This window comes from Campylobacter sp. US25a, from assembly GCF_004379075.1.
Classification (GTDB): domain Bacteria; phylum Campylobacterota; class Campylobacteria; order Campylobacterales; family Campylobacteraceae; genus Campylobacter_D; species Campylobacter_D jejuni.
This window is the reverse complement of the sequence record NZ_RYYM01000009.1, coordinates 48,985-71,347: the sequence shown is the minus strand read 5'-3', so window position 1 is coordinate 71,347 and position 22,363 is coordinate 48,985. Positions and strand designations below refer to the sequence as shown.

The 22,363-nt window shown below is 32.9% G+C and carries 17 protein-coding genes; 11 read left to right on the top strand and 6 right to left on the bottom strand.

Features of this window, described 5'->3' with window-relative positions:
• Positions 1 to 10 precede the first annotated feature (10 nt).
• Both ELQ12_RS07350 and purB read right to left on the bottom strand, forming a co-directional pair.
• Positions 11 to 2,380 carry a ribonucleoside-diphosphate reductase subunit alpha gene (locus ELQ12_RS07350; RefSeq protein WP_002865087.1) on the bottom strand — a complete coding sequence of 790 codons (2,370 nt, stop codon included), beginning with the start codon at positions 2,378 to 2,380 and terminating at the stop codon, positions 11 to 13.
• A 15-nt stretch (positions 2,381 to 2,395) separates the two neighbouring features.
• Positions 2,396 to 3,724 (bottom strand): adenylosuccinate lyase, encoded by a 1,329-nt coding sequence (gene purB / locus ELQ12_RS07345; protein WP_052794729.1) that lies wholly within the window; start codon positions 3,722 to 3,724, stop codon positions 2,396 to 2,398.
• Positions 3,725 to 3,801: 77 nt separating this feature from the next.
• Here purB and ELQ12_RS07340 point away from each other — a divergent pair, with 77 nt between their 5' ends.
• From ELQ12_RS07340 to dsbI, 6 genes are all read left to right on the top strand, one after another.
• Positions 3,802 to 4,704 carry an RluA family pseudouridine synthase gene (locus ELQ12_RS07340; RefSeq protein WP_052859117.1) on the top strand — a complete coding sequence of 301 codons (903 nt, stop codon included), beginning with the start codon at positions 3,802 to 3,804 and terminating at the stop codon, positions 4,702 to 4,704.
• 111 nt (positions 4,705 to 4,815) lie between these two features.
• Positions 4,816 to 5,688: a fumarylacetoacetate hydrolase family protein gene (locus tag ELQ12_RS07335; protein WP_053872890.1), complete on the top strand. Its 873-nt coding sequence runs from the start codon at positions 4,816 to 4,818 to the stop codon at positions 5,686 to 5,688.
• Between the two features lie 87 nt (positions 5,689 to 5,775).
• Positions 5,776 to 6,690, top strand: coding sequence for a cytochrome-c peroxidase (locus ELQ12_RS07330; protein ID WP_070233442.1), 915 nt, complete (start codon positions 5,776 to 5,778; stop codon positions 6,688 to 6,690).
• Positions 6,680 to 8,458 (top strand): methyl-accepting chemotaxis protein, encoded by a 1,779-nt coding sequence (locus tag ELQ12_RS07325; protein ID WP_002860864.1) that lies wholly within the window; start codon positions 6,680 to 6,682, stop codon positions 8,456 to 8,458. The genes ELQ12_RS07330 and ELQ12_RS07325 overlap by 11 nt, the downstream gene beginning before the upstream one ends.
• Before the next feature lie 106 nt (positions 8,459 to 8,564).
• On the top strand, positions 8,565 to 8,732 hold the full coding sequence (dba, locus tag ELQ12_RS07320; protein WP_002779270.1) for a disulfide bond formation protein Dba: 168 nt from the start codon (positions 8,565 to 8,567) through the stop codon (positions 8,730 to 8,732).
• An 11-nt stretch (positions 8,733 to 8,743) separates the two neighbouring features.
• On the top strand, positions 8,744 to 10,270 hold the full coding sequence (gene dsbI, locus ELQ12_RS07315; RefSeq protein ID WP_070274830.1) for a disulfide bond formation protein DsbI: 1,527 nt from the start codon (positions 8,744 to 8,746) through the stop codon (positions 10,268 to 10,270).
• A 20-nt stretch (positions 10,271 to 10,290) separates the two neighbouring features.
• Here dsbI and queC read toward each other — a convergent pair whose 3' ends face one another.
• Positions 10,291 to 10,965 carry a 7-cyano-7-deazaguanine synthase QueC gene (gene queC, locus ELQ12_RS07310; protein ID WP_002871557.1) on the bottom strand — a complete coding sequence of 225 codons (675 nt, stop codon included), beginning with the start codon at positions 10,963 to 10,965 and terminating at the stop codon, positions 10,291 to 10,293.
• Positions 10,966 to 11,041: 76 nt separating this feature from the next.
• Between queC and ELQ12_RS07305 the strand changes: the two genes are divergently transcribed.
• Together ELQ12_RS07305 and ELQ12_RS07300 are read left to right on the top strand one after the other, a co-directional pair.
• On the top strand, positions 11,042 to 12,268 hold the full coding sequence (locus ELQ12_RS07305) for an HD domain-containing protein (protein WP_070274831.1): 1,227 nt from the start codon (positions 11,042 to 11,044) through the stop codon (positions 12,266 to 12,268).
• A 91-nt stretch (positions 12,269 to 12,359) separates the two neighbouring features.
• Positions 12,360 to 12,884 carry a YagU family protein gene (locus ELQ12_RS07300; protein WP_002860860.1) on the top strand — a complete coding sequence of 175 codons (525 nt, stop codon included), beginning with the start codon at positions 12,360 to 12,362 and terminating at the stop codon, positions 12,882 to 12,884.
• A gap of 11 nt (positions 12,885 to 12,895) precedes the next feature.
• Here ELQ12_RS07300 and ilvD read toward each other — a convergent pair whose 3' ends face one another.
• Complete coding sequence (gene ilvD / locus ELQ12_RS07295; RefSeq protein ID WP_070274832.1) at positions 12,896 to 14,572, bottom strand: dihydroxy-acid dehydratase; 1,677 nt, start codon at positions 14,570 to 14,572, stop codon at positions 12,896 to 12,898.
• Between the two features lie 158 nt (positions 14,573 to 14,730).
• Here ilvD and ELQ12_RS07290 point away from each other — a divergent pair, with 158 nt between their 5' ends.
• From ELQ12_RS07290 to ELQ12_RS07280, 3 genes are all read left to right on the top strand, one after another.
• Complete coding sequence (locus tag ELQ12_RS07290; protein WP_002855562.1) at positions 14,731 to 15,378, top strand: ferritin family protein; 648 nt, start codon at positions 14,731 to 14,733, stop codon at positions 15,376 to 15,378.
• A gap of 64 nt (positions 15,379 to 15,442) precedes the next feature.
• Positions 15,443 to 15,682, top strand: coding sequence for a ComEA family DNA-binding protein (locus tag ELQ12_RS07285; protein ID WP_044778569.1), 240 nt, complete (start codon positions 15,443 to 15,445; stop codon positions 15,680 to 15,682).
• Between the two features lie 32 nt (positions 15,683 to 15,714).
• Entirely contained in the window at positions 15,715 to 16,290 is a 576-nt protein-coding gene (locus ELQ12_RS07280; RefSeq protein WP_070243334.1) for a ribonuclease HII, read from the top strand.
• Here the strand turns inward: ELQ12_RS07280 and ELQ12_RS07275 are convergent, their stop codons facing one another.
• Both ELQ12_RS07275 and gltB read right to left on the bottom strand, forming a co-directional pair.
• Positions 16,291 to 17,736 carry a glutamate synthase subunit beta gene (locus ELQ12_RS07275; protein WP_134264675.1) on the bottom strand — a complete coding sequence of 482 codons (1,446 nt, stop codon included), beginning with the start codon at positions 17,734 to 17,736 and terminating at the stop codon, positions 16,291 to 16,293. It lies immediately after the preceding gene.
• A gap of 10 nt (positions 17,737 to 17,746) precedes the next feature.
• Positions 17,747 to 22,237: a glutamate synthase large subunit gene (gene gltB, locus ELQ12_RS07270; RefSeq protein ID WP_134264674.1), complete on the bottom strand. Its 4,491-nt coding sequence runs from the start codon at positions 22,235 to 22,237 to the stop codon at positions 17,747 to 17,749.
• Positions 22,238 to 22,363 lie beyond the last annotated feature (126 nt).

Below are 22,363 nucleotides of genomic sequence, written 5' to 3'. Positions count from 1 at the left end.
GTTTTAGTATTTATTGGCAACCTTCACATTCTATGCTACGATCTGCAACATTGACTTTTTCACTATCAGGGCTTTCACTTCTTAAATAATAAGTAGATTTTACTCCAAGCTCCCAAGCGAGTTGATAAATTTCATTTAAATATCCCCCACTTGCTTTATCAAGTGATAAAAAGATATTTAAACTCTGCCCTTGATCGATCCATTTACCACGCACAGCAGCAGCCTTTACAAGAATTTTTTGATCAAGTTCGTAGGCTGGAGTATAGTATTGCCAAGTATCAAGGCTTAAATTTGGCACAACAACAGGTATCATACCACTTAAATTTTGTTCAAACCACTTTCTTTTGTAAACAGGTTCTATAGTCTGCGTAGTACCCACCAAGATAGAAATAGAAGAAGTAGGCGCAATGGCCATCAAATAACCATTTCTCATACCATCTTTTTTAACTTTTTCTCTAAGTTTAACCCAGTCGCATTCACTTTGATCAAATAAGCCCTCTCTTAAAGTTAAAGCTTTAGCCTTAGGACTTGCTACATCAATAGGAAAAATCCCCTTGCTCCAATTTGATCCTTCAAAATCTTCATAAGAACCTTTTTCAAGAGCTAAATTTGAACTCGCATTAATAGCCTCAAAGCTAATTTGCTCCATAATCTCATCGATTTTATTTAAATGCTCATCGCTTCCCCAATGAATCTTAGCCTCAGCAAGCATTTGTGCCTCGCCCATAACTCCAAGACCTATGGCACGAGATTTTAAATTTGTATCTTTTACTTTTCTATGAGGATAAAAATTTAAATCAATTACATTATCAAGCATACGAATAGCTGTTGGAACAACACGCTCTATATCTTCTTTAGTATATACTTTGCTAAGATTTATACTTGCTAAATTACAAACGGCTGTTTTTCCATCATTTTTATATTTTTCCACTATATAAACTTTATTACCTTCAATACTATCTAAAGTTGAGATTTTTTTGGCTGGTTTTTCATATCCCCCATCGATCACAACCTTTTGCTCTTCATCAAAATGAAGCTCATCTCCATTTTCAAAAACTACTTTAATTTGATAATAATTTGGCTCGGTATTTTGAAAAATTTCAGTACATAAATTTGAACTTCTAATAATTCCTACATGAGCATTTGGATTTGCTCTGTTGGCACTATCTTTAAAACATAAAAATGGCAAGCCTGTTTCAAAATAATTTAGCAAAATTTTCTTCCAAAGCTCTTTAGCTTCTACGATTTCTTTGGTAATGCTTTCATCTTTTTCATATTCTTCATAGCGTTTTTCAAAAGCTTCACCATACAAATCACACAAATCCGCTGTATCTGCAGGATCAAAAAGAGTCCATTTATCATTAGCTCTTACTCTTTTCATAAAAAGATCATTGATCCATAAAGCAGGGAAAAGTTCATGAGCACGGCGTCTTTCTTCGCCTGAATTTTTACGCAAATCAATAAAATCACTTATATCCATGTGCCAAGGTTCTATATAAACCGCTATAGCCCCTTTTCTGGTTCCTAGTTGATCTACTGCCACGGCAATATCATTAGTAATTTTCAAGAAAGGTATAATCCCTCCTGCGGCATTTTTATGCCCATCTATGCTTCCACCCATAGCACGCACTTTAGACCAATCCCAACCTATACCACCACCAAATTTAGAAAGCAAAGCCATTTCTTGATAAGAATCAAAAATACCTTCAATATTATCAGGGGTTGATCCTATATAACAAGAGCTAAGCTGATGGCGTGTTGTTCTTGCATTAGATAAAGTCGGAGTTGCAAGCATGAGTTCAAATTTAGAAATAAGATCGTAAAATTTCTTCGCCCATTCTTGAGGATTAAATTCATTCTGCGCTAAAAACATCGCAATGGCCATAAACATTTGCTGAGGAAGTTCTATAGGCATACCTTTACTATCTTTAATCAAGTATCTATCATATAAAGTTTTAATACCAAGATAAGTAAATTGCATATCGCGTTCAGGTTTAATATAAGCATTTAAATCATCTAAATCATATTTTTCTTTAAGACCAAGTAAAATTCTTCCTTCTTTTTCACCCTTTTGAAAATACTCACGCAAATGATTATAGCGATTCATACCATTAACTTTTTTATATAAATCAAATAAAAAAAGTCTAGCTGCAACAAAGGTCCAATTTGGACAATCAATATCTATCTTATCTACTGCAGTTTTAATTAAAGTTTTTTGAATTTCTTCAGTTGAAATTCCATCACGAAATTGAATCTTTGCATCAAGTTCAAGTTCGCTTAAATTCACACCTTCTAAATCTTTTACAGCATCAGAGGTGCATTTTTTGATCTTAGAAACATCCAATTCTTCTGTACGACCATTTCTTTTAATAACTTTCATTGCCTTCCTTGCTTTTTATTTAAATGTTCTTTTAAAAATTGCATCAACATTTTTTGTATAGTAGTTATAATCGAAACATTTTCTTATATCCTCTTCGCTCAAACTTTTTCTTAAATCTTCATCGCTTAAAAGCGCTAACAAAAACAAACTTTCATTTTTTTCATTGATAGCAGCCTTGCCATTTTGCAAATCTGCCCAAACTTTCATAGCGTTTCTTTGAACTATTTTATAAGCTTCTTCACGACTAATGCCTTTAAATGGAAGCTCTAAAAGCACCCTTCCTGAAAATACAAGCCCGCCTGTAAGATTTAAATTTTTCATCATATTTTCAGGATAAACCAAAAGCTTATCAATCAAATTTGTAAGACGCATAAGCATAAAATCAGCCGTGATAAAAGCATCAGGCAAAATAAATCTTTCAACGCTAGAATGAGATATATCTCTTTCATGCCAAAGTGCAACATTTTCCAAAGCTGGAGTTACAAAAGATCTAAGCACACGACAAAGTCCTGTGATATTTTCACTTAAAACAGGATTTCTTTTATGTGGCATAGCTGAACTTCCTTTTTGTCCTACACTAAAATACTCCTCAGCCTCATAAACTTCAGTTCTTTGAAAATGTCTTATGGCTACAGCGATTTGCTCACAACTTGAAGCTAAAATCGCAATAGCAGAAATAACTTGAGCGTAACGATCTCTTTGAATCACCTGATTTGAAACAGGAGCGGCTTTAAGACCTAAATTTTTACAAACTTCTTCTTCAAATTCCAAAGGTGCATGAGCAAAATTTCCCATTGCACCGCTGATTTTTCCATAGCTTATCACTTCTTTTGCATGTTCTAAAAGCTCTTTTGCATGCAAAATTTCATCATACCAAATAGCTAACACCAAACCAAAAGTGATAGGCTCTCCATGAATTCCATGACTTCTTCCTACCATTAAGGTGTTTTTATGCTCCAAAGCACGCTTTTTGATCACTTCTAAAAGCAAAGAAACATCTTCTAAAATAAGCTCCAAACTCTCTTTTATCTGTAAAGCAACAGCTGTATCTATACAATCAGAACTTGTCATTGCATAATGCACAAAACGACTCTCTTCTCCCAAACTTTCACTTACACTTGTAAGAAAAGCGATAACATCGTGTTTTGTGGTTTTTTCTATTTCGTCTATTCTTGCAATATCAAATTTTGCATTTTTAAGAATTTTTTCGCAGTCTGTGTCATTAATGAGACCGAGTTTATTCCAAGCTTTTACAGCAGCTAATTCTACTTTTAACCACGCATCATATTTTGCTTGCATGTCCCATTTTTTAGCCATGATTTCTCTGCTATATCTTTCAACCATCTTTGAAACCTTTTTAGCTATAATTTTATATTTTAAAAAACGGAAATTATATCAAATTATCCTAAGAAAGTTATTAAATGGCCTACATAAAAATAAAACTCTCAAATAATGGAAAAAAGGCGTTTCAAGTCCTTATGGAAAATTTAAAAATTAGCATAAATGAAGCACAAAAACTCATAGACAAAAAAAGACTTTTTTGTGATGGAATTTTAGTAGAAGAAAAGAATAAAATTTTAAATGGTTTAGTAGAGCTTATAGTCTATGAAAACAACCCCAAAGGAGTAGAAATTGTCTTTGAAAATGAAGACTTTGCCATACTTGAAAAAGAAAGTGGGATCTTAAGCCATCCAAATGGTAGACATTGCAAATACAGTCTTAGTGATGAAATTTGGCATCTTTGGGGAAAAGAAGCTTGCGTAACACACAGGCTCGATAAAGAAACGAGCGGACTTATACTTATAGCCAAAAATAAAAAAGCACAAATTGATCTTAAAAGCTTATTTGAAAAAAAACTAGTTCAAAAAGAATACCTTGCTCTAGCTCATGGAAAAATAGAAGAAAATTTTATAGTTGATAAAGCTATAAATTTAACTAAAAACTACGATGATGTAAAAACAAGAATGCAAATTTGCAAAGAAGGAAAACAGGCTATCACTGAATTTGAAATTTTAGAATACTTTCCTAAAATCAACGCTACTCTTTTACTTTGCAAACCCTTAACAGGCAGGCAACACCAAATAAGAGTGCATTTGCACTATAAAAACCATACTATTTTAGGAGATCCGCTTTATGGGCTTAGCAAAGAACAAATCGAAAGCATTTTAGATGAAAAATTAAATCCTAAAGAACGCTTAAAACTTACAGGTGCCTTGCGTTTGTGTTTGCATTCTTATCGTTTGAAATTTCAATATAAAAATCAAAATTTTGATATCAACTCAAAAATAAACATAAAAGAAATTTTCAACAATTCCATAAAATAAAATGATGTTTCACTACGCTACAATCAATCACTTTTTTACCAAATTTTAAAACAAAAAAATAATTCTTGCTAAAACTTTAAGTATAATTAAATAAAAAAGCGAGATTTTCTAATGAAATTTGTTAATTTTATACAGGATCAAAAACCCAATCTAGGAGTACTAAATTCTAGTGGAAAAATTGTAAGTTTTGCTGATCTTGGCATTGAAACTAACGATATGAATGAATTTATTATCTATTTTGATAAATTTAAACACAAGCTTACAGACTTGGATTCTAAAATAGCCTATGAAATTCCAAAAGAAAATTATCTAGCCCCTATTATAGAACCTCGTCAAGATATTATATGTCTTGGGATTAATTTTTTAGATCATGCCAAAGAATCTGCCAAATTTAAGGGTGAAAAATTTGAAGAAAGAGAATATCCTGTATATTTTGGAAAACGCTGCAATCAAGCTACGCCACCTTTTGGCGATATACCTTTACATGCAGATGTAACTTCTCAGCTTGATTATGAATGTGAGCTTGCATTTATTTTAAGTAAAGATGCTTATAAAATCAAAGCTAAAGATGCAAAAAATTATATCTTTGGCTATACTATTATCAATGAAATTTCAGCTCGCGAACTTCAAAAACGCCACAAACAATTCTACCGAGCAAAAAGTCTTGAAGGTAGCACTATAATGGGACCTTATATCACAAGCGTAGATGAAATTTCTTATCCTCCTAAACTCCAACTTCAAAGCTATGTCAATGATGAACTGCGCCAAAACTCTAATACCCAATTGTTTATTTTTGATATTGCTTATGTCTTAGAAGAACTTAGCACAGGCATGCTTTTAAAAGCTGGAAGTATTATATCTATGGGAACTCCTAGTGGAGTGGGCATGGGGTTAAATCCACCTACTTTTTTAAAATCAGGAGATAAAGTACGTTGTGTCATAGAAAATTTAGGAGAACTTTGCAATAAAATAAAAAAACATTAAATAAAAAATATCAATATATTAAACAATTTACCAAAATTAAAGTATAATGACATTCTGAGAAATTTAAACTTAAGGTAGAAATTTATTATGAAAAAAATAATAATAATTTTATGTTTATCTTATGCAAATATAGTCTTTGCAGTAGATATGATAACCCCTATTCCAAATTCCATCCCTTATGATAAAGAAAAAGCTAAGCTTGGAAAAAGTCTTTATATGGATAAAAGCTTATCCAAAGATGGAAAAGTTTCATGTAATACCTGCCATAGGCTTGATCAACACGGCGTTGATGGACTTGAATTTTCAATAGGAACCGATAATCAACTTGATAAACCTTTTAACACTCCCACAACCTTTAACTCTGTATTTAATTTTGTGCAATTTTGGAATGGTAGAGCCAAAGATTTAGCAGAACAAGCAAAAGTGCCTTTTTTTAATCCAAAAGAAATGGGACTAAGTCCTGAACTTCTCTTACAAAAAGTTAATTCTAATGAAGATTACGTAAAAACTTTTAAAAAACTTTATGGAGAAGTTACGGTAGAAAACATAGCTCTTGCAGTTGCAGAATTTGAAAAAACCTTAATCACTCCAAATTCTCCTTTTGATCGCTATCTTAGCGGAGATCAAAATGCTATTTCAGCTCAAGCTAAAAAAGGTTATGAAGATTTTAAAGCTAATGGCTGCATTTCTTGTCATCAAGGTCAAAATATAGGTGGAAATATGTTTCAAAAAATCGGTATTTTTGAAGAATACCCAAATCAAGAAGATTTAGGACGCTATGAAATCACAAAAAGAGAAGCTGATAAAATGATATTTAAGGTTCCTAGTTTAAGAAATATAGCCAAAACCGCGCCTTATTTTCATGATGGTTCTATACCTACTTTAGATGCTTGTGTTCAGTTTATGGCTTACTATCAACTAGGAAAATTTTTAGATCAAAAAACAGTTGATAATATAGTTGCATTCCTAGAAAGCTTGACAGGAGAATATCATGACAAATAAAAAAAGTTCATTTTTGATAAAATTTATTATTTTATCTACGCTAGTTTTAGCTTTTATTCTTGTTTTGCTAGGTATTATTTTTAACAACTACTCCTCATCTAAAGATAATAAAGACTTAATAAACATAGTTCAGCAGCTACAAATTTCAGATGAAAAAATCAATTCCGTTTTTCAAAATAGTTTTAATTTTATTAACTATGATCCAAGTGTTCAAGCAATAAAAAAAATGCAAGAAAACTTTAAAAAACTTAAAACTTTTGGGATTGATATAAGCAAAGCGGAAGAAATTTTTAATGCCAAACTAATCCAGCTTAATTATTTCAAATCCGCAAATTCCATAGCGGTAAATTCAAAACTTTATTTGTTTGAATTAGCTAAAAATTATTTTGAAGAATTAGAACAAAACCATGAAACAAATAAAAACAACTATAGAACAATGAGCTCCATGTTAAGCGTTCTTTCAACTGAAAGTATTTTGCAAAAAACAACACTCAATCAACTCAACAGCCTTATGAAAGAAATCAAAAACGATACAAAAAGTGAAAATTTACAACTTTTTCTAAAACACTATAAAATGATTGTAAAACAGATTTCTATTATGCAAGATAATTCTTCTATTTATGAGAATAATTCTCTTATGAAAGAGTTAAAACAACTTAACGCTTTCACTCAAAATGCTGTAGAACAATCTAATTTATTTAAATTTTATATCGCTTTAACAGTATTTGGAATCACTCTTGTATTATTTGTATTTTTTATTTTATTAACACTAAAAAAAGTCATCATGCCAATTCATACTTTAGAAAAACTAAGCGCTAATTTAGCTAGTAAAGAAGCCAATCTACACTCTCGTTTAAATATAGATCCAAAAAGCGAACTTGGACAAAGTGCTCAATATATTAATTCATTTATATCCACCGTTCAAAACTCAATCATAGAAGCCATAGAAAATGCCAAATCAAGTCATCAAAATTCACAAAAGCTCAAAAACAACTCTATGATGCTTGAAAACAGTTCTAATTCACAACATGAACAAATTCAAGGCGTTAAAGAAATCACCTATGTCTTAGATGATCATATCAATCTTGCGGGAAATTTAGCACAAGAAAGCATAGAAAATATGCAAGATATGCACATACTGATGGATAAGGTAGAACTTACTCTATCTGAACTTGTAAATTTAATAAATGAAAATAATGAAAAAGAGCAAAATATAGTAGCCAATATGGATAATCTAACTCAAAGTGCAGATAACATCATAGAAATTACAAGTTCTATTAGAGATATAGCCGATCAAACCAATCTACTTGCCTTGAATGCAGCTATTGAAGCTGCAAGAGCGGGCGAACATGGACGCGGTTTTGCAGTTGTTGCTGATGAAGTAGGTCAACTTGCCGATAAAACAAGTAAATCTCTTTTAAATATAAATGCTACTGTTAATGCTATAGTCCAACAAATCAATGACAACAAAGCCTTGATGGATCTTATCCATGATTCTATGAAAGAAACCTCTTTAAAAACCAATGATTTACAACAAGAACTTGTAAATTCTATGCATAAACTAGAAAGCTCTATAGAATCAACCCAAACCATGAAAGATAAAAGCATGGAAGTAAAAGATAAAATGCTTATCCTAGGAACAAGCATAGACAAGGTTAATGAACTTGCAAATTCTGTTAAAGATTTATCATCCGAAATCAATAATATCTCTCAAAATGTTCTAAATGGTGCGTCTAAACTCTCTGAAAAATTAAGTAGCTTTCAGTAACTTTTTTCGTGTTAATTTAAATTAACACGAAATTTTAATAAAAAATTTATCTTTAATTTATGTTTTTAAAGTAAAATTAACGGTTTTTATTTCATAAGGAGATACTATGGAGTTTCTTGAACTTTTATTAGTTTTAATCGCCTTGATACTGATTATCAAAAAACCAGAAAAAGAAAATTTGGCTTTTGGTTTAGTAATGGTAGCTTGGCTTTTAATGGTTTTTTTCTATGTTGGCCACAAAACAGGCGCACTATTAACAATAATGAATCTGTAAGGGAGGGCTAAATGAACGAAATCAATAAAACAAAAAATTTCTACACACTAATGTGTTTAGCAGGCTTTTTGATCATACTCTTACCTGTAGGTATTGCAAATTTTGTATTTGGTTATATGTTGGGTGATAGTCCCTGCACACTTTGCTGGGGACAAAGAGAAGCAATGATCTTTATCGGTGTGATGGCGCTTTTCATTGTTCGTTATGGTATGAAAGGTAAATACCTTGCTGCTCTTTTAATCATGACAGCAGTAGGCCTTTATCAATCTTTTGCTCACTATGGCAATCACGCTCATAGAGATTTAGATCAAGGTTTTGGTTTAGCAGTTTTTGGTATCCATACTTATTTTTGGGCTGAAGTGGTATTTTGGGCTGTTGTATTGCTTTTAGGTGTGATTTTTGCTTTTGCTCCTAAATTTAATGCTTTTGAAGCAGAATTAAATGGAGAAAAATTTAGAAAATATACGAAATTTTCTCTCGCAGCTGTAGTTATCAGTGCGATTGTAGTAGCTTCAAATGTTTTCCAAGCTTTTGTAAGCACAGGAATTCCTCCTTATGTGGGACAAGGCGATCCTGTAAGATTTAGCTTAAATCCAAAATACATCATTTGGAGTAAAGAAGGTTGGAATGGTTTATGGCAAAATATTTCTTTCTTAGGAAAGCGCGATGTTAAAGCTCCTGATTATGCTTTTGCACCTGCAAGTGAAAAACTTGGCATAAAATTTGATAATGATATCAACAATGCTCCATTTGCAAAAATCAATGATGAGCTTAAAATCACAAATGAACAAACTATAAATTTTGACAAAGCCATCAATACTCTTGATTATATCAACAATGAATTTGTAGCAAGCTCTAAATGGGATGTGGCTTTCTTAGATAATAATTTTAGCGTTAAAGAAGGTTTTGAGCTTGATCCTTATTTTTCAGCTACTATCGATCCAATTATTGGCATCATACCTTATATGAACGATAAATTCATTCTTATGGGCTCAAACAAATCTTTCTTAAGATTTGCAAAAAATCCTAATGCAAGTGAAGAAGATATCGCTAAACAATACGCTGATTTTGTAAAAGGTAATGATAAATTTAAAGGCCAAGGCGAAGGTTTAGGTCGTGGAAGACTTGATACTGTAAGAGCAAAATTTAACCATGTAGCAAGCATGACTACAGATGGAAATTATCTTTATCTTGCAACTGTTCCAAACAACAAAGACGCTAAAACTTTTGTAATCTCTAAAGTTTCTTTAAAAGATCGTGTTCTTTCAGGAGAATTTACTCCAAAAGCGAATCTTAAAGAAGGTAAAACTTTAGGCGATCTTTATGTAACTTCTATGACTTTTAAAGATGGAGAAATTTATGCACTTAGTAAAAATCACAATGTGATTGCCGTAATTGATCCAGTTAAGGAAGAAGTAGTAAAAACTATCGCTTTCCCAAGCTCTATCACTAATGCTAGAAGCATTTTCTTTAAAGATGGAAAAATCAACATTCTTTCTTATCAAGATGGAGCAAACAAGCTTTATACTCTAAACTAAGCTTTAAGTCCTAGTGAAAACTAGGACTTATATTTGATCTTATCTTTAAATCCTGCTTTTTCAAAACCTCTTAAACGAAGCAAACAACTATCGCACTCCCCACAAGCTTCATCTTCACTCTCATAACAAGACCAAGTAAGCTCTAAAGGCACATTTTCTTTTAAAGCTAGTTCTACAATTTTAGCTTTGTTCAGTCTAACAAGCGGAGTTTTTATATAAACTTTGAAATTCTTACTCGTACCTTCATTGATAAATTCTTGTGCCTTTTGTATAAACTCATCAGTACAGTCAGGATAACCACTGCCATCTTCTTCTACTACCCCTATAAAAATACTCTCACAATTTTCCTTTTCAGCCAAAGATCCTGCTATACTTAAGAAAATTCCATTGCGAAAAGGCACATAAGTGATAGGTGGAGTATCACTTATACAAAGCTCATTTTTAGGAATGTCTATACTTTTATCGGTTAAGGCATTACCCCCTATATCTTTGATAAAACTCACATCTAAAATATAAGATTTTTCTACTTTTAAAGCCTTGCAAATTTGCTTAAAACATTCTCTTTCTTTCTCTTGAGTGCGTTGTTCATAATCAAAATGCAAAGCGATGATTTCATAACCTTCTTTTTTGGCTAGATAAGCACACAAAGTACTATCCATACCGCCACTTATGATACAAAGTGCTTTTTTGCTCATTTTTATCCTTAAATTTGCTATAATTTCGCAATTTTAACGAAAATTTTTAAATTTAAATTGCAAAAAAGGTAAAAGCATGATAAACATAAAACTCATAGAACACATTTTTAAAGCCGCTTCTATCAGTCGTTGGAATGATTATCCAAGAATGGCAAATTTAGTGGAACTTGACAAACAAGCTCATAAATTCATCATCGCATATTTTATCGCTAAAATGGAAAAAGATGTGGATATGAGAGTGATTATAGAAGGGGGAATTTTTGAGTTTTTAAGTCGTGTGGTAGTAACTGATATACGCCCTGATGTGTATCATGAAATCGTGCGTCAAAAAAAAGCTGAAGTTAATGCTTGGGTTTTAAGCAAAATCGAACCTATGATAGAAGATATAGAAGAAGGAGAGTTTTTAAAGCGTTTTGAAGCGTATTTAAACGGCAATGCTTATGCTAAAGAAAGACTTATCTTAAAAGCAGCTTCGTATTTTGCTACAAGATGGGAATTTAACATAGTTTATCAAACCTCAGCTTTTTTAAATGATATTGATGAGATTAAAAACAAAGTTGAAGAAGAATTAGAAGATTACTATGAACTTATAGGAGCTAGAAAAATCGCTTTAAATCAAAAAATTGCAAAAATTATTGATCTTAGCGGAAGACTTCGCTTTCAAAAGCGTTGGGCTCAAACTCCACGCATACCAGAAACTGCGGTTTTAGGACATATGCTTGTGGTGGCGATTTTAGGATATTTTTACTCACTAAAAATCAAGGCTTGCGATAAAAGACTTGAGAATAATTTTTATTGTGCTTTGTTTCATGATTTACCAGAGTCTTTAACACGTGATATTATCAGCCCTGTAAAATACGGTATTGATGGGCTTCATGATATCATAAATGATTATGAAATGAAACTTATTAATGAAAGAATTTTACCCTTTGTGCCTGAGGGTTTAAGGGCTGAGTTTTCTTATATTTTAGGTATTAGAGAAGGTAGAAACGATGAGTCGAATTTTGTAAAAAATGAGTTTGAAAATCGCACTTATAAAAATGCTAAAATAGAACTTTGTAGCGGAAGTTTAAGCTCTTTTAATGAAAATGAATTTGGCGCTATAGATGGTAAGGCGCTTAAATACTGTGATAAAATCGCTGCTTTTATAGAAGCAGGACTTAGTATAAGCTATGGTGTAAAGTCTAAAGAACTTGAAAGTGGTTTTTTAGGAATGCATGAGTTTTTTAAAGAAAATCCTACTATAGATGGGGTGAATTTTTTTGAAATTTGTGAAAGTTTAAGAGAGTATTTTAAAATTTAAATAAGATTTTTATACTCCTATTTTCAATATATTTTAAATAAAAATATTATAAATTCAAATTTTATTTTGTATAAAATATAAAGGAGTTATTATGAAAAAATACTTTCAAAAGCGCTATACTTTAGCCTTTTTCATAGGTATATTAGCGGGTATTTTCGGAGCTATTGTTAAATGGGGGTGGGAAGTACCTTTTCCTCCAAGAAATCCCAATGTTTTTTGGCCAGCAGATGCTTTAGAACGCGTTACTCCACCTAAAATTTTTCTAGAACAACTAGGCTTACCTACTGATTGGACTTATATGTTTTCAGGTATGCAAATGCCTTTGTCAATTTTTATAGTGCATGTTGGTTTTTCTATTGTTTTTGGAGTGGCTTATTGTATGATAGCGGAAAAATGGCACCGTATTACTATGTGGCAAGGTGCAGTTTTTGGATTTTTTGTTTATCTTTTTGCCCATGTTATTGTAATGCCTTTAATTGCAGAAGTTCCACCACTTTCTGAAATTCCTTTTGATGAACACCTGTCTGAAATTTTTGGACATATTGTTTGGCTGTGGGGCATGGAAATAGTTCGTAGAGATATAAGAAATCGTATAACCAAAGAAATAGAAGAATGAAAGGTTTCCTTTCATTCCATATCCAAAACCGCACCTTTACTAGCATTGCTAACAAGTTTTTGATACATTCTAAGCCATCTTGAAGGCACTTCTTTTTGAGGTAATACAAATTCTTTTTTGCGTTGAGTGATTTCTTCTTCACTTAAATTTGCATGGATGGTATAAGCATCTACATCAATTTCTATTTCATCTCCATCTTTTAAAAGTCCTATAAGACCACCTTCAGCTGCTTCAGGGGAAATATGACCGACGCTTAAACCCCTTGTAGCCCCACTAAAACGACCATCAGTGATTAAAGCTACATCAGCACCCAAACCCATACCCATTAAAAGTGAAGTAGGGCTTAACATTTCTTGCATACCAGGGCCACCTTTTGGACCTTCATAGCGTATCACACAAACATTTCCTTTTTGCACCTTGCCTTTAATGATGCCTTTTATAGCTTCATCTTGAGAGTTAAAACAAACAGCTTTGCCTTTAAATTTTCTTTCTCCAACTATTCCTGCGGTTTTTATAACACAACCTTGCTCAGCTAAATTTCCAAACAAAATAGCAAGCCCACCTACTTTTGAGTAGGCATTATCTACCTTACGAATGATATTTTCATCTTTGATTTTGGCATTTTTTAAGCGTTCTTTGAGACTTTCTCCTGTGATAGTCAGTGCATCAAGTTCTAAAATATGTCCTTGTCTGCTTGAAATTTCAGCCATAACTGCACTCACACCCCCTGCTTTGTGGATATCATCCATATAAACACTATTTAGCGATGGGGCTATTTTTGCTATGTGTGCAACTTTGCTTGAGATGAAATTTAAATCTTTAATATCTAGTGCTACCCCTGCTTCACGTGAAATGGCAAGCATGTGTAAAACAGTATTGCTACTTCCACCCATTGCCATATCTACTACCATAGCATTACGCACGGCTTTTTGAGTGATGATATTGCGAATTTTAAAACGCTCATCTAAGGCGATTTCACAAATACGACGCGCTGCTTTTCTTAAAAGCTCTTCTCTTTCTTTGCTTAAAGCTAAAATGGTTCCATTACCTTCTAGTGCTATACCCATAGCTTCGCATAAGGTATTCATGGAATTTGCCGTAAACATTCCCGAGCAAGATCCACCACTTGGACAGGCTGAACATTCTATGTCTTTAAATTCTTCTTCGCTAATTTTTTTGGCTTCATAAGCCCCTACAGCTTCAAAAACAGAGCTAAGACTGATCTTTTCTCCTTTTTTGGTTACTCCTGAAGCCATAGGCCCACCACTTACAAAAATGGTTGGAACATTAACCCTTAAAGCTCCCATTAACATACCAGGAGTGATTTTATCGCAGTTTGGGATACAGATTAAAGCATCAAGTTGATGAGCATTCATCACTGTTTCAATGGAATTTGCGATAATTTCACGACTTGGTAAAGAATAAAGCATACCTTCATGCCCCATAGCTATACCATCATCTACACCTATGGTATTAAACTCAAAAGGCACACAACCATTTTTGCGTATCTCATCTTTAATGATTTTAGCATAATCATTTAAAAAATAATGCCCTGGGATTATGTCTATATAGCTATTTGCTACACCTATAAAAGGTTTGTCAAAATCTTCATCTTTCAAACCACAAGCACGAAGTAAAGAACGATTAGGTGCTTTTAAATGTCCTTTTTTTATCGCATCGCTTCTCATTGTAACTCCTGATAATAATTTTTTAAAATTATATTTAGCAAAGCTTAATTTTTGTGAAATTTATTTTGATATACATTTTCATAAATGATAAAAATTATTAATTGACAAAAATATTTTTTTATAATACAATGCTTTTTGATAATCAAAAAGGAGTCAAAATGAGACAATATGAAACCTATAAATGCCAAAAATGTGGCAATGAAGTAGAAGTTCAAAATGTAGGCGGTGGTAAACTTAGTTGTTGTGGTGAAGAAATGAAATGTATCACTACAGATTTAACTGCAGTAAATTTGATGAAAGCTTTTGCAGGCGAATCTATGGCAAGAAACAAATACGATTTGTTTGCTGATGTAGCTGAAGAAGAAGGTTGGCACGCGGTTGCTAGACATTTTAGAGAAGCAGCTGAAAATGAAAAATGGCATGCAAGAGCAGAATTTAAAGCTTATCATGAAATCGTTGATGGCAAACCTTTAGAGGTAACTACAAAAAATCTAGTAAGTGCTGCAGAAGGTGAAAACTATGAGCACACAACTATGTATCCAAATTTTGCAAAAATTGCTGAAGATGAAGGCAAAAAGGCTATAGCGAGATTATTTACAGCTATTGGCAAAGTAGAAATCGAACACGAAAGAGAATATCTAGCGCTTAAAAAAATGCTTGAAGAAGAAGAATTTTTTAATAGCGAAGTAGAAGAATTATGGGTTTGTGAAGTATGCGGACATATACATCGTGGTAAAAAAGCTCCAGCAGCCTGTCCTTTATGTAAAGCACCAAAAGAGTATTTTAAACGCGAATTTTTGGGTTAAGTTAAGAAATTCTTATCCTTTTTAAGATAATATTACAATTATTTTTTAATAAAAGGATAATAAAATGAAAAAATTACTATTTTTATTTTTTGCTTTAACGGCTTTTCTCTTTGGTGCTGTAAATATCAACACTGCAACGCTAAAAGAATTAAAAAGTTTAAATGGTATTGGCGAAGCTAAGGCTAAAGCAATTTTAGAATACCGCAAAGAAGCAAATTTTACAAGTATTGATGATCTTAAAAAAGTTAAAGGCATAGGTGATAAGCTTTTTGAAAAAATCAAAAATGATATCATAGTAGAATAAAAGGGCATTTTTGCCCTTCTTTTTAGAAAAATTTGAAAACTTTATTTGACACAAAAGAACTTTTAAACGAATTTGACATAAATTTAATTGGTATTGATGAAGCAGGACGTGGTGCTTTGGCAGGTCCTATGATGATGGCAGCTTGCAAACTGAACAAAAAACTTGATGGGTTGTGCGATTCTAAAAAACTAAGCGAAAAAAAACGCGAAGAACTTTATGAAATCATCATCAAAAATTCAAATTATCTCATACTTGCTTTTTCTTCAGAACAAATCGACGCACTAGGCTTAAGCACTTGTTTAAAAACAGGCTTAAAGCTTATAAAAAAGCACTTTAAAACAGAAAATAACTTCTTATATGATGGAAACACCAATCTAGGTATAAACGGGATAAAAACACAAATCAAAGCCGATGCTAGCATTTTGCAAGTAAGTGCAGCTAGCATACTTGCAAAAGTTAGTAAAGATAGGGTGATGAATTTCTTAGCTAAAGACTTTCCTTATTATAAATTTGAAAAAAACAAAGCCTATGGCACAAAAGCTCATAAAGAACTTATAGCTAAATTTGGAATTTGCAAACTCCACCGAAAAAGTTTTAAACTTTTATGATTATTTTGCTAAATTTTGATGCAAACTCAAAGCACATTCTATACCATCTTTTATAGCCCAAACAACTAAAGATTGTCCTTTTCTAGCATCTCCACAAGCAAAGATTTTTTTATGAGTGGTTTGGAATTTTTCTGTGCTTATGTTGTTTTTCTCATCTAATTTCACTCCAAAATTTTTAGCGATAGCTTCTTCGCACCCGCTAAAACCCATAGCTAAAAGCACTAAATCCGCTTTATAAGTTTTTTTAGAATTTGGAATTTCAACATTGATAGCTTTGCCTTCTTTAAACTCGCGTTTTAAATCATTTGCTTCAACACCTTCTACATGAGTTTTTCCTAAAAATTTCTTTGTCATTTTTTGATATTCCCTAGGATCTTTGCCATATACAGCAATGGCTTCTTCTAAACCATAATCAGTAGTAAAAATGTCAGCTTTTAAAGGCCAAGGATTGTTTTGGCTTCTTTGCAAAGGTCTTTTTGGACTTCTTTCAAAACGCACTATAGATTTAGCCCCTTGTCTTGTCGCTACAGCGATACAATCAATACTTGTATCCCCGCTTCCTATAACCAAGACATTTTTACCTTTGGCCGTATCTGCACCCTTGCCTGTTTTTAACAAAGTTTTGGTATTTTGCGTTAAAAAATCAAGGGCAAATTCAACCCCTTTTAGCTTTCTACCTTCTATATCAAGATCTATAGGCTTACTTGCTCCTGTACAAAGCACCAAAGCATCAAATTCTTTTAGAAGTTTTGAAACCTTATCTTTGCTGTCTATATTTTCATTCACTTTAAATTCAATCCCGCTTTTTTTAAGCAAATCCACCCGTCTTTGAACTATACTTTTATCAAGCTTCATATCAGGGATGCCATACATCAAAAGTCCGCCTATTTTATCGCTTCTTTCAAAAACACTTACTTTATAACCTAGTGAATTTAAAGTATTAGCACAAGCAAGTCCAGCGGGTCCACTTCCTATGATAGCGATTTTTTTGCCATTGTATTGCTTAGGTTTATTTACTCTTACTAAATTTTCCTTAAAAGCATTTTCTATAATGGATAATTCATTATTTTTGATGCTCACGCTTACACCATTTATCGCACACACACAAGAATCTTCACAAGGAGCAGGGCAAACACGACCGGTAAATTCAGGAAAAGGATTGGTAAGATCAAGTCTTTCATAAGCTTCTTTCCATAAAGAATGATAAATAAGATCGTTCCATTCAGGAATGAGATTGTTTAAAGGACAGCCTATATCTTTTCCTTCGCTCATCACGCCCGTATGACAAAAGGCCACACCACAATCCATACATCGTCCGCCCTGAATTTCTTGTTCTTTTTTATCCAAAGGTATAGTAAATTCTTTGAAATTTAAAACCCTTTCCTTGGGAGCAATTTTTTTAAAATCCATTCTTTTAAAGTCTAAAAAACCTCTTGCATTTCCCATTTTTTACTCCTTATTTTTGTGTGATTTTCAAAAATGCTGCTAAGTTCGGATCTTTTTCATTTTTACAAAGATCAAGCATTTTTAACATCTTTTCATAATCTCTTGGCATGACTTTAAAAAAGTCTTTTTTATCAAATTTTTCTAAGATATCTTTAGCCTTTTTAGAATCTGTATAAGCGATATGTTTTTCCATCACGGCTTTTAATTCTTTTTCATCCTTAGCATTAAGATCTTTAATGTCTACAAGCTCGGTATTTACATGCGCTTCATTGTGTCTTCCAAAGATATAAACAACGCCCCCACTCATACCAGCAGCGAAATTCGCACCCACATCGCCAAGCACTACAACTTGCCCACCTGTCATATATTCACAACCATGCACGCCTGTTCCTAAAACCACAGCTAAAGCTCCTGAATTTCTTACACAAAATCTTTCCCCTGCTATACCATCTAAATACACTTCACCTTTTGTAGCTCCGTATAAACAAGCATTTCCTGCGATGATATTTTCTTCAGGTGAAAAAGTCGCTTCATTTGAAATTTTTGCTATGATTTTTCCCCCGCTTAAACCCTTGCCTAAATAATCATTGCTATCGCCTATAATCTCAAGTTTAATGCCCTTTAACAAAAATGCTCCAAAACTATTGCCTGCATTGCCTATAGCTTTGATATGGATACTATCTTCATCTAAAGCATCTTTTCCATAAGTTTTTAAAATTTCACTTGAAAGCATAGTTGCAAAAGTACGACTTTGATTTCCTACTTCTAAAGAAAGTTTGATAGGCTCTTTTTTCTCCACAGCATTTTTACAAAGCGGAAGTAAAATTCTATAATCAATCGTTTTTTCAAGTTTATTGTCTTTATAGTCTTTAAAATGCACAGCGGTTCTATTATAAGTAGGCAAGGATTTTAAAATTTTATCCAAATTTAGCTTTCCTGCTTTACCTTGCACACTTTTTTGACGGAGTTTATCCACACGACCTATCATATCATCTAGGCGTTCAAAACCAAGCCTTGCCATGTATTCTCTAAGCTCCTGGGCTATAAAATACATGAAATTAATCACATCATCCACTTTGCCCTTGAAACGATCTCTAAGTTCTGTATCTTGAGTAGCTATACCAAAAGGACAGGTATTTAGATGACAAACTCTCATCATCGTACAACCTAAAACAATCAAAGGCGCGGTTGCAAAACCAAATTCTTCAGCTCCTAAAAGTGCTGCTATGGCTAAATCACGCCCATTCATAAGCTTTCCATCAGTTTCTAATCTTACCCTATCTCTAAGCTTGTTTAAAATCAAAGTTTGATGTGTTTCAGCCAAACCTAACTCCCAAGGAATTCCTGCATGCGGTATAGAAGTTCTAGGACTTGCACCCGTACCTCCATCATAACCTGAAACAAGGATTAAATTCGCTCCTGCCTTAGCCACACCTGCAGCAACCGTTCCTATGCCATTTTCGCTTACAAGTTTTACTGAAATTTTAGCGTCTTTGTTAGCATTTTTTAGGTCATAAATAAGTTGAGCTAAATCTTCTATAGAATAAATATCATGATGAGGAGGTGGGGAAATAAGCGTCACACCTGCAGTAGAATGTCTAGCTTTGGCTATCCAAGGATAGACTTTAAAGCCCATTAATTGTCCGCCTTCACCTGGTTTTGCGCCTTGAGCGACTTTGATTTGAATTTCTTTTGCATGACTTAAGTAGTTTAAATCCACGCCAAAACGCCCACTTGCTACTTGCTTAATGGCTGAGTTTTTATCCACACCCTCTTTGATTTCATAGCGTTCTTCATCCTCGCCACCTTCACCTGAATTTGATTTAGCACCTATTTTATTCATAGCTTGTGCTAAACACTCGTGTGCTTCTTTAGAAATAGAACCATAACTCATCGCCCCTGTTCTAAAGCGTTTAACTATACTTTCTACACTTTCAACCTTATCTATACTGATAGCTTCACTAAAATCAAATTCCATCAAAGAACGCAAATTAACTTGTTTTTCATCTACTAAAGCCGAGTATTTTTTAAAGCTTTCATAGTCTTTGTTACGACAGGCTTGCTGAAGATTAAAAATCACAAGCGGATCGATTAAATGTTCTTCTTTAGCACTTCTAAAACCATGAATTCCTTTAGAATCTAAAGCCTTATGTGTATCGTTAAAAGCATGTTTGTGTAAAGCAATGAGTTCTTTTTCAAAATCTTCTAAATCCATACCTTCAATGCGTGAAGTTGTAGAAGTGAAGTATTTATCAATCACCTTAGAGCTTAAGCCCAAACATTCAAAAAGTGCAGAGCCATTATAACTTTGCAAGGTAGAAACTCCCATTTTAGAAGCAATTTTGACTATGCCACTTGAACTTGCCTTGATGAAATTTTCTACCGCCTTTTCATAACTTAAATTTAAATCTTTATTGACAATAAGTTTTTGTATGCTCTCATAAACCAAATAAGGATTAATAACAGTCGCACCATAACCTAAAAGACATGCAAAATGATGAATTTCTCTAGGTTCACCACTTTCGATAATAAGACTTGTGTGTGTTCTTAAATTTTTTCTTACTAGATGATTATGCACTCCAGAAACAGCAAGCAAAGCGGGGATATAAGCGTTTTTTTCATCCACTCCTTTATCACTTAAAATGATAATAGAAACACCTTTTTTAACCTCATCTTCTATCTTAACGCAAAGTTCATCTAAAGCCTTTTCTAAAGTTTTTTTAGAATAATCATAAAGTATAGAAAATTCTTTAACTTGAAATTTATTTAAAGCCTTAACTTCAAAAAGTTCTTCATTGCTTATCACAGGCAGGGCTATTTTTACGCGTTTTGCATTGTTTTCATCCGGTTTTAATAAATTGCCTTCACTTCCTAGATAAATCCTTGTAGAAGTAACGATCTCTTCTCTTATAGCATCAAGAGGAGGATTAGTTACTTGTGCAAAAAGTTGTTTAAAATAATTATACAAAGGTTGATAAGTTTTAGAAAGTATAGCCAAAGGAGTATCTACACCCATAGCTGCTATAGCTTCTTTACCATTTTGAGCCATAGCAGCCACACTCATTTTAAGCTCATCATAACTCCAACCAAAAGCTTTTTGAAGTTTTAAAACCTCATCTTCTTTTAAAAACTGATGTTTATAAACTCCGCTTTTTTGTTTTTCAAGTTCAACTAAATTTTTAAGCCATTTTTTATAAGGCTTAGCATTAGCATAATGCTCTTTGATTTCATTATCAGCTATAACCCTACCTCTTGCTGTATCAACGAGTAAAAGTTTTCCAGGTTCTAAGCGTTTTTTGGCTTTAATATTTTTTTCATCTAACTTTAAAGCCCCTGTTTCACTTGAAAGTATGAGCATATCATCTTTTGTAAGATAATACCTTGAAGGACGAAAACCATTTCTATCCAAACTCGCCCCCATAATCACTCCATCAGTAAAAACTATAGCAGCAGGCCCATCCCAAGGCTCCATCAATAAAGAATGATATTCATAAAAAGCACGCTTTTTGCTTTCCATATTTTCATTTTTATGCCAAGGTTCTGGCACCATCATCATAAAAGCTTCTTCTAAAGTGCGACCATTTAGAGCTAAAAATTCTAAAGTATTATCAAACATTGCAGAATCACTGCTAGGTTTAGCTATGATGGGAAAAATTTCATCTAAATTTTCAAAATACTCACTTTGCATCAAGCCTTCTCTAGCTCTTATGCTATCAACATTTCCGCGTATGGTATTAATCTCTCCATTGTGCACCATATAACGGTTTGGATGGGCTCTTTCCCAACTTGGGAAAGTATTAGTCGAAAAGCGAGAATGCACCAAAGCAATGGCTGATTTCATATTGACATCTTTAAAATCAAGATAAAAATCGCTCAATTGAGTTGAAAGAAGCATTCCTTTATAAACTATGGTACGTGAAGAAAAACTTGAAAAATAAAATTTTGGCACATTAATAGCTCTTTTTTCTATAAGTCGACGCGTACTATAAAGCACTCTTTCAAACTCAAGTCCTGCACTTATTTTACTTGGTTTTTTCACAAAGGCTTGTAAAAAATAAGGCATAGCTTTTAAAGCACTTGCACCTATATCACTAGGATTAAAAGGCACTTCTCTAAAACCTAAAAATTCAAGTTTTTTATCCTTTAAACCTTGTAAAAATATCTCTTTTGCTTCTTCTTTTGCATCAGTATTGGGTGATAAAAACATCTGTGCTACAGCATAATCACCCTTTTTAGGAAGTTCAAAACCCAATTCTTGAGTTTTAAAAAAATCATGTGGAATTTGAATCAAAATCCCCGCCCCATCACCTGAATTTTCTTCAGCTCCTGCACCACCTCGGTGCTCAAGATTCATCAAAATTTCTAAAGCATCACAAATAACCTTATAAGAAGCAATACCGCGTATATTAGCAACTGCAGCAATACCACAGGCATCGTGTTCGTTCTTTGGGTGATATAAACCTATGCTTTGATTATTTTCTAGGATATTTTCTAAATCCATTTTGCTCTCCTTATAAGACTGATTTAAATTTTGTTAGCTTTATAAGGATTATAGCATACATTTTTCTAAAATCGATATAATTTTTATCTTAAAAATAAATAAATTAAAAAATATTTTAATAGATTT

What these genes read in the sequence shown, in the direction of transcription:
- ilvD (WP_070274832.1), bottom strand. Translation starts at nt 14,572, where the DNA reads ATGAGAAGCGATGCGATAAAAAAAGGACATTTAAAAGCACCTAATCGT.
- ELQ12_RS07325 (WP_002860864.1), top strand. Translation starts at nt 6,680, where the DNA reads ATGACAAATAAAAAAAGTTCATTTTTGATAAAATTTATTATTTTATCT.
- gltB (WP_134264674.1), bottom strand. Translation starts at nt 22,237, where the DNA reads ATGGATTTAGAAAATATCCTAGAAAATAATCAAAGCATAGGTTTATAT.
- ELQ12_RS07290 (WP_002855562.1), top strand. Translation starts at nt 14,731, where the DNA reads ATGAGACAATATGAAACCTATAAATGCCAAAAATGTGGCAATGAAGTA.
- queC (WP_002871557.1), bottom strand. Translation starts at nt 10,965, where the DNA reads ATGAGCAAAAAAGCACTTTGTATCATAAGTGGCGGTATGGATAGTACT.
- ELQ12_RS07340 (WP_052859117.1), top strand. Translation starts at nt 3,802, where the DNA reads ATGGCCTACATAAAAATAAAACTCTCAAATAATGGAAAAAAGGCGTTT.
- ELQ12_RS07330 (WP_070233442.1), top strand. Translation starts at nt 5,776, where the DNA reads ATGAAAAAAATAATAATAATTTTATGTTTATCTTATGCAAATATAGTC.
- dba (WP_002779270.1), top strand. Translation starts at nt 8,565, where the DNA reads ATGGAGTTTCTTGAACTTTTATTAGTTTTAATCGCCTTGATACTGATT.
- dsbI (WP_070274830.1), top strand. Translation starts at nt 8,744, where the DNA reads ATGAACGAAATCAATAAAACAAAAAATTTCTACACACTAATGTGTTTA.
- ELQ12_RS07305 (WP_070274831.1), top strand. Translation starts at nt 11,042, where the DNA reads ATGATAAACATAAAACTCATAGAACACATTTTTAAAGCCGCTTCTATC.
- ELQ12_RS07300 (WP_002860860.1), top strand. Translation starts at nt 12,360, where the DNA reads ATGAAAAAATACTTTCAAAAGCGCTATACTTTAGCCTTTTTCATAGGT.
- ELQ12_RS07285 (WP_044778569.1), top strand. Translation starts at nt 15,443, where the DNA reads ATGAAAAAATTACTATTTTTATTTTTTGCTTTAACGGCTTTTCTCTTT.
- ELQ12_RS07335 (WP_053872890.1), top strand. Translation starts at nt 4,816, where the DNA reads ATGAAATTTGTTAATTTTATACAGGATCAAAAACCCAATCTAGGAGTA.
- ELQ12_RS07350 (WP_002865087.1), bottom strand. Translation starts at nt 2,380, where the DNA reads ATGAAAGTTATTAAAAGAAATGGTCGTACAGAAGAATTGGATGTTTCT.
- ELQ12_RS07275 (WP_134264675.1), bottom strand. Translation starts at nt 17,736, where the DNA reads ATGGGAAATGCAAGAGGTTTTTTAGACTTTAAAAGAATGGATTTTAAA.
- purB (WP_052794729.1), bottom strand. Translation starts at nt 3,724, where the DNA reads ATGGTTGAAAGATATAGCAGAGAAATCATGGCTAAAAAATGGGACATG.